The organism is Paenibacillus sp. FSL H8-0079 (assembly GCF_037991315.1).
Lineage (GTDB): Bacteria > Bacillota > Bacilli > Paenibacillales > Paenibacillaceae > Paenibacillus.
This window is the reverse complement of record NZ_CP150300.1, coordinates 5,192,482-5,205,074: the sequence shown is the minus strand read 5'-3', so window position 1 is coordinate 5,205,074 and position 12,593 is coordinate 5,192,482. Positions and strand designations below refer to the sequence as shown.

Below are 12,593 nucleotides of genomic sequence, written 5' to 3'. Positions count from 1 at the left end.
TTAGATTAAGGAGGATACTCATGACTGCACAACAAGGTTATCGTCGTAATGATGAGCGCTCACGCAGCGCATTTGAAGAAGCGAAGCAGTACATACCCGGGGGTGTGAACAGCCCTGTACGCGCATTCAAATCGGTGGGACTTACCCCGATCTATGCAGAGCGTGGCGAAGGGTCCAAAATCTACGATATTGATGGCAATGTTTTTATTGACTATGTGGGATCGTGGGGTCCACTCATCATGGGACATGCACACCCTGATGTTGTAGAAGCTTTGCGTGAAACAGCTCTTAAAGGAACAAGCTTTGGTGCACCTACTTTGTTGGAGACCGAGATGGCCAAACTGGTCTGTGAGCGTGTACCTTCCATCGATATCGTACGGATGGTGAATTCCGGTACAGAAGCAACGATGAGTGCCATTCGACTGGCACGCGGGGTAACCGGACGCAGTAAAATTCTGAAGTTTGAAGGTTCATATCATGGACATGCGGACAGCTTGCTAATCAAGGCGGGTTCAGGTGTTGCAACGTTGGGTCTGCCAGATAGTCCAGGCGTGCCTGAAGGCGTAGCTGTGAATACCATTACGGTGCCTTATAACGATCTGGAGTCCGTGAGACTTGCTTTTGAACGTTATGGGGAAGAACTGGCCGCTGTTATTGTGGAACCTGTGGCGGGCAACATGGGGGTTGTACCTCCGGCATCCGGTTTTCTAGAAGGCTTGCGCAGTTTGACGACGCAATATGGCAGCCTGCTCATTTTTGACGAAGTTATGACCGGTTTCCGTGTTGGGTTGAACTGTGCTCAGGGACGGTTTGGTGTTACGCCTGACCTGACTTGTCTAGGTAAAGTTATCGGTGGCGGACTCCCGGTTGGTGCTTATGGTGGTCGTCGGGATCTGATGGAACAGATTGCTCCAACAGGACCAATCTATCAGGCAGGTACACTGAGCGGGAACCCGCTGGCTATGGCAGCAGGATATACGACGCTCAAATTGTTAACACCAGAGGTCTATGACCGTCTGGAGACACTGTCCGCACGTCTGCAAGCAGGCTTTGAGAAAAATGCAGCGGAGACGGGTGTCGCGATAACCATTAACCGTGTGGGTTCCATGGTTTGTCCATTCTTCAGTGCCGTTCCCGTAACCAATTATGATATTGCCAAAGAAAGCAATCTGGATCAATTCCGTCGTTATTTCGCGGCCATGATTGATCAAGGTGTGAGTGTTGCGCCTTCGCAATACGAAGGTATGTTTGTCTCTGGTGTGCACACGGAGCAAGATATTGATGATACGATCGAGGCGAATCGGAAGGCTCTTCAATCGCTATGACCATCAAAAGTTGGAAACGCCGCGGGGAATGGCTTGAGCTGATGCCAGGGAAAGCCGTAACAAGTAGTTCCGACAAACAGATGGCCGCAGAGCAGTGGCTATTGTCTGAGCTTCAGTTTCCGGAGAAACTGCTCCGTCAGCTTAAAGCAAACCGAGGAATACAACTCGCAGGGGACCGGCTTCGGCTGGCCCTTTTTGCGTCCCAGCCAATCGATGTTGAGCCACGCTGGGCTGAGGTAGATGTACTGTATGAGGATGATTTCTGTCTGGTTATGCACAAACCGGCAGGCATGAAACTGCATCCAGATGGAAGCCGTGCTGATCAGGCGATCACGCTGGATCACGCGGTTGCCTCCTATTATGAAATGAACGGAATTCAGGCGAGCGTACGCCATGTTCATCGACTGGATGAGGATACAACCGGGCCTGTCCTGTATGCCAAAAATGCTTTTGCCCTCGCCAAACTGGATGAAGCGATGCGTCGCAAAAAGATTGGTCGCCATTATGTAGCCATTGCAGGTGGACAAATCCCCCTTGAACTTCACAAAATTCATGCTCCGATTGGCAAGGATAGACATCACAAGCAGCGCAGACGTGTCTCGGAAGGTGGACAGGAAGCTGTTACTCATGTGGAGATCGTCGAAGTATGGGAACGAGCAACCCTTGTACGATTGAAGCTGGATACAGGACGAACACACCAAATTCGCGTACATCTGAGTTATGTAGGACATCCGCTTATAGGTGACGAGTTGTATGGTGGGAGAGCGGATGTCATTGGGCGGCAGGCGCTTCACGGAGAAGTGTTGAGGTTTAGCCACCCGTTAACTGGAGCTATGATTGAAGTGAATGACCCTTGGCCATCCGATTTCACACAATTGGCAGAGCTAGAGGGGTCTTACTAATACACTATATAAGTTCGACTAACTATTTACACGAAAACGGAAAGGACAGAAACAACCAGAAGAAGCAAAGCGTTCGCCTAAAAGCTTTCTGAAAGAAAGCTACTTCGGAAGCATAAGCTATCCCCGGATTTTCCCTTTATAAAAAGGAATGAAAAAAATCTGGGGATAACAGCGATCAGAAGGTTGTTCTGTCATTGGAGTGACAGTGTAAATAACCATGAGTTGAACATATATAGCAAGGTTTTTCAAAAGGTGGCATGCTCATCTCATTCAAGGCATATAGATGGGGTAACGAAGGATTTGGACCATGGATCAGTCCCATGAGAAGGATCATGGTGAACATATGCCGAAAGGAGGACGCCACCTTTGTTGAATCAACCTTATGGTTTGCGGTTCGATATTTATGAGCGCGTTCATTTGTCTGAGGGAGTCCCTGCAATTGAGGAATTGGAGGAAATTGAACTATACCCGCGCATTCAAGTCATAGGGCAGGATGATCATGCCACGTTAAGAGGACATCTTTTACTTACAGGTGCGTACAGAGGAGAAAATGAGGCTTCAGAGGAGCTCAAACATTTCATTCCTGTGGAGATCACGGTGCCGCTGAACCGGGTCAGATCGATTGAGGATATTTCCATCGAGATCGAAAATTTTGACGTGGATCTGTTATCCAATCGCAGTCTGAACATTACAGGCGTGTTATCACTGCGAGGCATCGAGGGCTTTCCTGTTGAGGAGCCTCAAGTATGGTCGGCAGATGAGTTTACAGTTGTTCACTCACCTGACCCTCAGCAATCCAACCGTTCCGATGAAGCAGACCAGCCAGCCGGCGATCCCAATGCATTTGCACAAGAGTATCTGCTCCAGCGGAGTGAGGAAGAGAGACTTGCGAATGCAGCAGAACTTGCATATGGTGCCCCGGAATTCGCTGATCTGCAGGAATATGCGAATGCGTCTTCGGCCGAGCCACTTCAGTCCGAGGAGCAAAGTGCGGAGTACGCTAACGAAAACAGACAACCTGATGCAAACGAAGATCTTGCATCTCTGGCAGCGAATGGAGATGAATTGGCATCCCATGAGCAATACAGCGAACCTTCTCCTATCTCGTCATTTATGGCCGAGACCGCTGATCGGCTAGCTTCTTACCCTGAGTCGGAACCATTGCTGCCTCTGGAGGAAGAGCCTTCTGCGTGGTCCGAGCCTTCCGTGGATGCATTGCCTGCGAACCCGAGAAGCTCAGATCAAGAAGCCTCTGAGGTGCCTGCGCAATCATCTAATGAGTTGGCAGCACCAGATGTACCGGACGCACCGGACGTATGGCACTTCGAATCAGCCCGATCTGTACCTCAGCAGGAGAATCAGGCAGTTGCTGATGTTCCGGTTGAATCACAGGCAGAGAACTGGCAGGGTGTATTCGCTTCGTCCGAACCAGGCAACGCCGAGGAAGAGCGGCCGGCTTTTGAAGCGACTGGGGTAGACGAGTTCGTGCAGAACGAAGCATTTGTTCCTGAACCTGTAGCTGAGACGGAAGACAAGCCGGAGCTGAAGGTTGCTTTTGGCAGCAAAAAAGAATCTGCACCACGGCAAGAGGAGGGCGTAGGTATCTCTTCCTTGTTATCCTCTGGCAGAGCGACACGCGATGCTGAAGTGGAGCGAGGCGACGAGGTTCCTGCTGGTGTAGTACAGGAAGAAGCATATCCTCCTGATGATGTAGAATGGAAGAATCTGTTCCTGGGAACGATCGTGGATCAGACCCCATTCCGCAAGGTGAAACTATGTATCGTTCAGCGAGAAGATACACTGGATGCCATTGCAGATCGATACCAATTGAGCACGAGGGAACTTCAGTTGTATAACCGATTATCTGAGCAGGTTGTGGAAGAAGGTCAGATATTGTACATCCCTTAATTCGTAGATAAAGCCTTCGTTACGACCCGTGATCCCCTTGAGGATTGCGGGTTTTTGTATGATTCGTCCTAAACCTGCATTCCAGCGCTCTTTTTCCGCTGTTGTCAGGTTGACTATCGCGCACGAGCAAGGTATGATGTGTGTAGGTTTTTTGATGAACAACGTGGAACGGGAGTAGTAGACAGTATGACCTTTCAGAGAGTGGAATTGCAGCGCTGTGAGATTCCGCAGGAACCAACTGATCGAAGTCGCCCGGGAGTTGCCTGTTTGAATACAAGGGATGAATGAGATGTATCGTCATTTATTGCTGAGGTAGGATGGGCCGGTAGCAGCCGTTATCTGCTTGAAGTGTCACGTCATGTACAGAGGGTGAAGTCTATCTTGCTGTCGGCGTGAAACAAAGGTGGTACCGCGAAAGCTAACCTTTCGTCCTTTGATGGATGAAAGGTTTTTTTTGTTTTTTTTGGCGAAGATGATGAAGTAACGGAGGAATGACACATGTCTGAGGAAAAAAAATCAGCTGCAACAGAAATGCCGACCACTTACGATCCAAAGGCGGCAGAAGATAAATGGTACTCCACCTGGATGGAACGTGGATATTTCAAAGCCGGTCAACGCAAAGATGCCGAGCCGTATACGATTGTTATCCCACCCCCGAATGTGACCGGGATGCTGCACATCGGGCATGCGCTTGATTTTACATTACAGGATATTCTAATCCGTACGAAACGGATGCAGGGCTATGATGCGCTATGGCTTCCGGGTTCCGACCATGCAGGTATTGCTACCCAAACCAAGGTAGAGCAGAAATTGCGTGAAGAAGGTCTGACTCGTTATGATCTGGGACGCGAGAAGTTTCTGGAGAAGGTATGGGACTGGAAAGATCAGTATGCCACTACCATTCGTCAACAATGGGGCAAAATGGGACTGTCGCTTGATTACTCACGTGAACGTTTTACGCTGGATGAAGGTCTGTCCCAAGCGGTTCGCAAAGTATTTGTTCAATTGTATGAAAAAGGCCTTATTTACCGAGGCAAACGGATCATTAACTGGGACCCGGTGAACCGGACAGCACTGTCCGACATTGAGGTTGAATATAAAGAGGTTCAGGGTCACTTGTACCATCTGCGTTACCCGCTCAAAGACGGAAGTGGCTACGTTACCGTGGCAACGACGCGTCCTGAAACGATGCTGGGTGATACCGCGGTTGCTGTTCATCCGAAGGATGAGCGCTATGCAGATATGATTGGTAAAGTACTTGTACTGCCTATCATCGGACGTGAAATTCCAATTATCGCTGATGATTATGTGGATAAAGAGTTCGGGAGTGGTGCAGTTAAAATCACGCCTGCGCATGATCCGAATGACTTTGAAGTAGGTCTTCGTCATGATCTGCCTCAAATTACGGTAATGGATGAGAGCGGCACAATGAATGCAGAGGCTGGCAAGTATCAGGGACTGGATCGCAGTGACTGCCGCAAGCAGATTGTTGCTGACATGAAAGAACAGGGCGTATTGATCAACATCGAGGATCACACGCATCAGGTTGGACACAGTGAACGTACCGGAGCTGTTGTTGAGCCGTATCTGTCTACACAGTGGTTTGTTGAGATGAAACCACTTGCGGAGAGAGCGATTCAGAAGCAACAGAGCGGCAAAGGGGTTAATTTTGTTCCAGACCGTTTTGAGAAAACGTATCTGAACTGGATTGAGAACGTTCGTGACTGGTGTATTTCCCGTCAACTGTGGTGGGGACATCGTATTCCTGCCTGGTATGATGAGGAAACGGGTGAAATCATCGTATCTGCTGAAGATCCGACGACGCTGCCAGAGAATGCTGGCCGCAAGCTGAGACAGGACGAAGACGTACTCGATACTTGGTTCAGCTCCGGATTATGGCCGTTCTCCACATTGGGCTGGCCGGAAAATACGGAAGATTTGCAACGTTATTATCCGACAAGTGTACTTGTGACAGGGTATGACATCATATATTTCTGGGTTGCACGTATGATTTTCACTGCATTGGAATTCACCGATGAGATTCCGTTCAAGGATGTGCTGATGCATGGTCTTGTTCGTGACGCAGATGGACGCAAAATGTCCAAATCACTGGGTAACGGTGTAGACCCGCTGGATGTAATTGAGAAATACGGCGCAGATGCAATGCGTTACATGATCTCAACCAGCAGCACGCCAGGTCAGGATCTACGTTTCCGTTGGGAACGGGTGGAGCAGGCTCGTAACTTTGCCAACAAGATCTGGAATGCTTCGCGCTTTGCATTGATGAATCTGGAAGGATTCACCTATGAGGAACGTGACATTAGCGGAGAGCTTGGTACAGCCGATTATTGGATTTTGCACCGTCTGAACGAAACTTCCCGCGATATTACGCGTCTAATCGAAGCGTATGAATTTGGGGAAACGGGCCGTGTACTGTATAACTTTATCTGGGATGACCTGTGTGACTGGTACATTGAGTTTGCGAAACTGTCCTTCTACGGGGAAGATCCGGTTGCCAAGAAGAAAACACAATCTGTGCTGGCTTATGTGCTCGATCAGACCATGCGCCTGATTCATCCGTTCATGCCATACATCTCCGAAGAGATCTGGCAGCATCTGCCGCATGAAGGTGAGACGATTACGCTGGCATCTTGGCCGGTATACGATCCTGCTCTTGAGAACCCAGAGGCTGTTGCCGAGATGAACCTGCTCATGGATACCATCCGTGCAGTTCGAAACATTCGTGCAGAAGTGAACGTGCCTATGAGTAAAAAGATCGAGTTGATGGTCAAAGCTAACAGTGCTGAGACGTCCAGCATCATTCAGCGTAACAGCCATTACATCAAACGTTTCTGTAATACGTCCGAGTTCGATAGTGGGCTGGATCTAAGCTCACCGGATAAGGCAATGACTGCGATCATTACGGGAGCAGAACTATACTTGCCGCTCGCAGGTCTTATTGATATCGAACAGGAAGTGGCTCGCCTGGAGAAAGAGTTGCAGAACCTTGAGGGCGAAGTACTCCGTGTGGAGAAAAAGCTGGCGAATGAAGGCTTTGTTGCCAAAGCTCCTGCCAAGGTTATTGAGGAAGAGCGCGCCAAGCAAGCAGATTATTCCGACAAACGGGATAAAGTGATTGCACGAATCAAGGAACTGAAAGGTTAATATATCTGGGTCGGATGGAGAGCTAGTATGCCATCCGGCCGCTTTTTTCAATCAAACTCGGGACCGAAGGTGAATCAGATGACGGAATTAGACGGGACAGATGCAGCAGCTCCTTTACTTACGTATGACGAGGCCGTGGACTGGATCAATGGCCTTATTCCTTTTGGCATCCGACCTGGATTGGAACGAATCGAGGGTCTGATGTCCATGTTAGGCAATCCACACCAACGTCTCAAATTTATTCACGTCGCGGGAACGAACGGCAAAGGTTCGACTTGCGCTTTTTTGACGTCAGTGCTTCTTCAGGCTGGATATGATGTGGGCACCTTTACGTCGCCTTATATCACCAAGTTTACGAACCGTTTTCAATACAATGGTGAGGATATTCCCGAAGAGATTCTGCTTAAGCTCTCGAATCGGTTACGTCCACTGGTCATCGAAATGGCCTCCACTCCGCTTGGATCACCAACGATGTTTGAGGTGTCCACGGCTCTCGCGCTTCTGTATTATGCAGAAGAATGCTACCCTGACGTTGTGGTATGGGAGACGGGGCTAGGGGGAAGGATGGACGTAACGAATATTGTTGCACCTGTTGTGTCCGTCATCACCAACATTGGTATGGATCACACGGATGTGCTTGGAGATACGATTGAGCTGATTGCTGGCGAAAAGGCAGGGATTATCAAGCCGGGAGTACCCGTGGTGACCTGCGCGACTCAACCCGAAGCTGTGAAGGTGATTCAGGAGAAAGCACAGCAGCTTCAATCAACCGTGTATTTGGCAGGAGATCGTTTCTCTTATCATAGACTGGAGAGCAATGAGAGCGGACAATCTTTTCATTTTTCAGGACCGTTTCGTGACCTGGACGTTCGCATCCGCATGCAGGGCTCACACCAATGTGACAATGCAGCGGCCGCACTGATGGTGCTTGAATTGCTCAGACAATACATGGCGTTTATGCTGGATGACAACGATATTGCACTTGGACTGGAGAATGCCTTCTGGGCAGGGAGATTCGAAAAAGTCGTCGATGAACCCCGAATTGTGCTCGATGGAGCACATAATCCGGAGGGTGCTGAGTCGCTGGCCAAGAGCATTAGAGAAGTATATCCTTACAACAAGTTAATTTTGATGATGGGTATGTTGGCGAATAAGCATCACGAAGCGTATTTGCAGCATATACTGCCACTAGTGGATACGCTGATCCTGACCGAGCCAGATTTCCGACGCAAAATGGATGCAGCCGAATTGCTGCAAATTGTCGAACGGGTACGTCCCGCCATTGCGAAGCAGGAGCTGGAAATCATCGTCGAGCCCGAATGGGCAAAGGCACTTGATCTATTGAAGTCACGGACGGAAGCGGAAGATCTGGGGGTGGTCTCCGGCACACTGTACCTGATTGCGGATGTGCGGGCAGCCCTTTTGCATCAAACCGATTCTGAAAAAGGTTGGTGAAAGTTTTGTTAAATACATCGGAACACGTTCATTTTATAGGTATTGGCGGATATGGCATGAGTGCCATCGCAAGAGTTATGCTGGAAATGGGATACACCGTTACCGGATCGGATGTCGCTTCACAAGAGTTGACCGAGAAGTTGGCAGCCAAGGGAGCGAAAATATATATCGGACATACGGCAGAGCACGTCACTGGAGCAGACCTGGTTGTTTACTCTACGGCAGCGCCTGCGGATAATGTGGAACGGGTAGCAGCTGCAGAGCTGAACATTCCGATTCTGCATCGTTCCCAGATGCTTGCACGTTTGTTGAACGAACGTAAAGGTGTGGCTGTAGCTGGGGCTCATGGTAAAACAACCACTTCATCCATGATTGCACTTGTTATGGATAAATGTGATACAGACCCGACATACATTATTGGCGGAGAAATCATGAATGTGGGTACCAACGCGAAAGCCGGTCAAGGCGACTGGGTAGTCGCTGAAGCGGACGAGAGCGATGGTTCGTTTTTGCAGTACCATCCATGGCTCGGTATTGTAACCAATATTGAGGCAGATCATCTGGAGAATTACAATAGTGATTTTGAGGAGCTCAAAAGGGCTTATGTGCAGTTCCTGAGTCAGATTCGTCCAGAAGGAACAGCGATTGTATGTTCTGACGATGAGAATGTTCAAGCGATTTTGCCAGAACTCAAGTCACGGATTACAACGTATGGTATTGATCGTGCAGCGGATTATACGGCAACAGATATCGTACTGGGCGATCGCCGGATCTCCTTTACGATGAATCATCAGGGTGCTGCTATGGGCACGGTGGAGTTATCGGTGCCAGGTAAGCATAACGTATATAATGCGATGGCTACTGTAATTACCTGTTTGGAAGCAGGCATTCCATTTGAGAAGATCGTGGCAGCGATCATCCAGTTCCACGGAGCCAAACGCAGATTCCAGGTATTGGGCGAGGCGCGTGATATGCTGATCATCGATGATTATGCTCATCACCCGACTGAGATTGAAGCTACCATTAGTGCGGCCAAAGCAACGGGCAAACGCATTATTGCTGTATTCCAGCCACAGCGTTATACGCGGACGTTCTTCCTGTTGGATGCGTTCAGTCGTGCTTTTGCGGAAGCGGATGAAGTGCTTATTACCGATATCTATTCTCCTGCGGGCGAAAAACAGATCGAAGGGGTAACCTCAGCCAGACTGGTTGAACTGATCGTTCAAAACAGTAATGCTTCTGCACGTTACCTCCCAACGAAAGAGGAAGTTGTGGCTGATTTGCAGCATCGTCTGCAGCCAGGAGACCTTGTGATTACTATGGGCGCAGGTGATATCTGGAAAGTCGGCGATACACTTGCCAAAGGTTTGAAATAAATCAATTGAGAAACCGCCTGTCTTCGATAAGAAGCAGGCGTTTTTTTGCGTTACATGGAATGTATTCTCCCCTCTTTGCATATAGCTGATATAAATGGGACAAAGGAGAGGGTACGGGTGAGCAATGCTAGAATGACGTTTCGCTTCGGGGATCATGAGTCGGACAAGCCTGAAAACAAGGGGATATCCACGTCCAGTCCATTGGTGATGTTGAGTGAAGATTTGCCGCACAATCAACCGCTAACGCCTAAGCGGATGGATACAACCCCGTCCTGGACGCCAGAGGATATCCCCGGAGACTGGGGAGAGACGGTGCTGACAAGCTCTACTGTACCTGAACCTGACGAGCGGGTGAGCCATAATTCGAGCTTCGATGAAGTCCACTATCTTGGGAACCGATCTGGTCATGGTTATCAGTATCACACAGATGATCCGGAGGAAGAACGTCGCGATCTGTCCAATACGCATGATGATCAAGGCCATGACTGGCTTGCAGATTCGGAGAACTATTCCTATAAGCGCAATCGCCCCCCAAGGGGCTGGAAAATGATTGGTTCAGTTACCGGGGCACTCGTTACAGGAGCACTCTTTGGCATGGTTATTCTCTCATTTTTCAATAAAGAAGGAGCTGCGAAGCCAGGCGAGCTTCTTCCCGTCAATCAGGCCGTTTCCACCGTGACAGGTCAGGAGGGGGTTGCAGGCACAGCGCAGCAGCTCCAGACAGCTGCAACTGGCAGCACGTATTATGCACTTCAATACGGTGTGTTCAGTTCCCCCGAACGAGCGGAGCAGGCCAAGCTTGAGCTGGCACAGGCAGGTATAGCCGCAGGTTCTGATCCTGAAGATGGCAATCGGGTATATGCAGGCATTTCGGCTGATCGTGAAGAGGCCAAGCTGCTAAGCTCCAGGCTTAAAGCTCAGGGAGTCGAACTGTACGTCAAAGAGATCGTGAACCCTGAGATCAATCCAGCTATATTCGGAGGCAAACAAGAGGATGTGCAGCTTTTCTTCACGAACAGTTCTGCACTGATCGAACAATTGTCTACCTTGTCCATACAGCAGCTGGGACAGTCTGCTCCGGCAGCAGTCTCCGCAGAAGCGATGACCGCGATCCAGAATAAGCACCAGTCATGGTTGACCGGTTTGAATAGTCTTTCACCCGGCCTGACCGCAGAGGTACAACCTATTATTGGCGGAATGGAGAAATCGATGAACAGTGCAATTACGGCTATTGTGGAGTATAACAAAAACCCGGATGATGTGCATATGTGGTCCGTACAATCTGATCTGATGGAATATGTGCTGCAGCAGAAAAAATGGCTCGAAGCGATTAAGCAGTAACATGCTCTTTCCCATAACAACGCTTGGAAATACCTATCCGGCAAGGAACTGGAAATAGTTCCCCTTGCCGGATTTGTGTTTGTATTGACGTACAAAACCCCGTATAATAATGTGGGTGTCAAAAAATGGCGAGGGAAGATTACCGATGAAAAAAAACTTCGGCATGTTATTGCTGTTTCTACTGCTCGGCTGGATAGCCGGAGCGTGGATCGCCAAGGCACTGCAGCCTGTAAAGGCAGTAGCCTTTCTTACGAAAGCCACGACCATACGTTGGTCGCCACAGGCTGATCTGGATATTATCAGTTATGATATTTCACTTCAATTTCAAATGAGCCTCCTGAGTCTGATCGGTATTATTGCCGCTGTGTGGCTGTATCGCAGACTGTAGGAGAATGACGAGTTATGACGAAAAAAATAAACCAGTGACATCTATTATCGTGATAAGGACAGGATGTTGCCGTAGCATAAGGAGCCGTTCATGATGAATAACACTCAGCAGCGCCCTATTATTCTGGCTTCCACATCGCCTCGGCGCAAAGAACTGATCGCATCACTCCACTTAGCGTTTGATGTAATACCAAGTCATGCCGATGAAGATACACCACCAGAGTGGACACCTGAACAGACGGTACAGGAGCTTGCTTTGCGCAAGGCGCTTGCCGTGTATCGCGGGCTTGAAGGCCGTGAGCAGGAAGCCATCATTGTGGGTAGTGACACCGTTGTCGTTCTGGACGGTGAGATTCTAGGCAAACCCGTAGACGATGCGGATGCTGAACGTATGTTATCCCGACTACAGGGACGTGAACATCGGGTGTTTACCGGTGTCGCTTGTATTGATGCAGGCAATGGACAGTCTGTAGTTCATTATCGCCAGACCGATGTAACGATGAAAGAACTGTCGGATGCGACCATCCGTGCCTATGTGCAGACAGGAGAGCCTTCGGACAAGGCAGGATCTTATGCGATTCAGGGCATTGGCGCTTCACTGATCGACCGTATTGAAGGATGTTATTTTAATGTGGTTGGCCTGCCCTTATCCTTGCTGAGTGATATGTTGGATGGGTTTGGCGTCCATGTGTTGCCGCGAACATGAATGAAGCCAATTGACGTTTTGAACTGAA

General features: G+C 49.2%; 9 protein-coding genes and 1 other annotated feature. All 9 genes read left to right on the top strand.

Features of this window, described 5'->3' with window-relative positions; translation table 11 throughout:
* The first annotated feature begins 20 nt into the window (after positions 1 to 20).
* The 9 genes from hemL (at position 21) to MHI06_RS23270 (ending at position 12,565) form a co-directional block, all read left to right on the top strand.
* Entirely contained in the window at positions 21 to 1,325 is a 1,305-nt protein-coding gene (gene hemL / locus MHI06_RS23310; RefSeq protein ID WP_340399252.1) for a glutamate-1-semialdehyde 2,1-aminomutase, read from the top strand.
* Complete coding sequence (locus MHI06_RS23305) at positions 1,322 to 2,227, top strand: RluA family pseudouridine synthase (RefSeq protein WP_340399251.1); 906 nt, start codon at positions 1,322 to 1,324, stop codon at positions 2,225 to 2,227. Before hemL ends, MHI06_RS23305 begins: the two co-directional genes overlap by 4 nt.
* Before the next feature lie 366 nt (positions 2,228 to 2,593).
* The gene (locus MHI06_RS23300) at positions 2,594 to 4,135 is read left to right on the top strand and encodes a LysM peptidoglycan-binding domain-containing protein (protein ID WP_340399250.1); all 1,542 of its coding nucleotides are present in this window, start codon (positions 2,594 to 2,596) and stop codon (positions 4,133 to 4,135) included.
* Positions 4,136 to 4,290: 155 nt separating this feature from the next.
* Positions 4,291 to 4,572, top strand: a binding site (T-box leader).
* Between the two features lie 61 nt (positions 4,573 to 4,633).
* Positions 4,634 to 7,300: a valine--tRNA ligase gene (locus MHI06_RS23295; RefSeq protein WP_340399249.1), complete on the top strand. Its 2,667-nt coding sequence runs from the start codon at positions 4,634 to 4,636 to the stop codon at positions 7,298 to 7,300.
* 78 nt (positions 7,301 to 7,378) lie between these two features.
* Positions 7,379 to 8,755, top strand: a complete 1,377-nt coding sequence (locus MHI06_RS23290; protein ID WP_169480451.1) for a folylpolyglutamate synthase/dihydrofolate synthase family protein — start codon at positions 7,379 to 7,381, stop codon at positions 8,753 to 8,755.
* 56 nt (positions 8,756 to 8,811) lie between these two features.
* A complete protein-coding gene (murC, locus tag MHI06_RS23285) occupies positions 8,812 to 10,131 on the top strand; it encodes a UDP-N-acetylmuramate--L-alanine ligase (RefSeq protein WP_047841184.1) in 1,320 nt (439 codons plus the stop codon).
* A 117-nt stretch (positions 10,132 to 10,248) separates the two neighbouring features.
* The gene (locus tag MHI06_RS23280; protein WP_340399248.1) at positions 10,249 to 11,472 is read left to right on the top strand and encodes an SPOR domain-containing protein; all 1,224 of its coding nucleotides are present in this window, start codon (positions 10,249 to 10,251) and stop codon (positions 11,470 to 11,472) included.
* Positions 11,473 to 11,617: 145 nt separating this feature from the next.
* Complete coding sequence (locus tag MHI06_RS23275) at positions 11,618 to 11,860, top strand: DUF4321 domain-containing protein (RefSeq protein WP_169480449.1); 243 nt, start codon at positions 11,618 to 11,620, stop codon at positions 11,858 to 11,860.
* 93 nt (positions 11,861 to 11,953) lie between these two features.
* Positions 11,954 to 12,565: a Maf family protein gene (locus MHI06_RS23270; RefSeq protein ID WP_340402174.1), complete on the top strand. Its 612-nt coding sequence runs from the start codon at positions 11,954 to 11,956 to the stop codon at positions 12,563 to 12,565.
* The last annotated feature ends 28 nt before the right edge of the window (positions 12,566 to 12,593 follow it).

Coding starts and splice junctions, on each gene's coding strand:
- hemL (WP_340399252.1), top strand. CDS start 21: ATGACTGCACAACAAGGTTATCGTCGTAATGATGAGCGCTCACGCAGC.
- MHI06_RS23305 (WP_340399251.1), top strand. CDS start 1,322: ATGACCATCAAAAGTTGGAAACGCCGCGGGGAATGGCTTGAGCTGATG.
- MHI06_RS23295 (WP_340399249.1), top strand. CDS start 4,634: ATGTCTGAGGAAAAAAAATCAGCTGCAACAGAAATGCCGACCACTTAC.
- MHI06_RS23290 (WP_169480451.1), top strand. CDS start 7,379: ATGACGGAATTAGACGGGACAGATGCAGCAGCTCCTTTACTTACGTAT.
- murC (WP_047841184.1), top strand. CDS start 8,812: ATGAGTGCCATCGCAAGAGTTATGCTGGAAATGGGATACACCGTTACC.
- MHI06_RS23275 (WP_169480449.1), top strand. CDS start 11,618: ATGAAAAAAAACTTCGGCATGTTATTGCTGTTTCTACTGCTCGGCTGG.
- MHI06_RS23270 (WP_340402174.1), top strand. CDS start 11,954: ATGAATAACACTCAGCAGCGCCCTATTATTCTGGCTTCCACATCGCCT.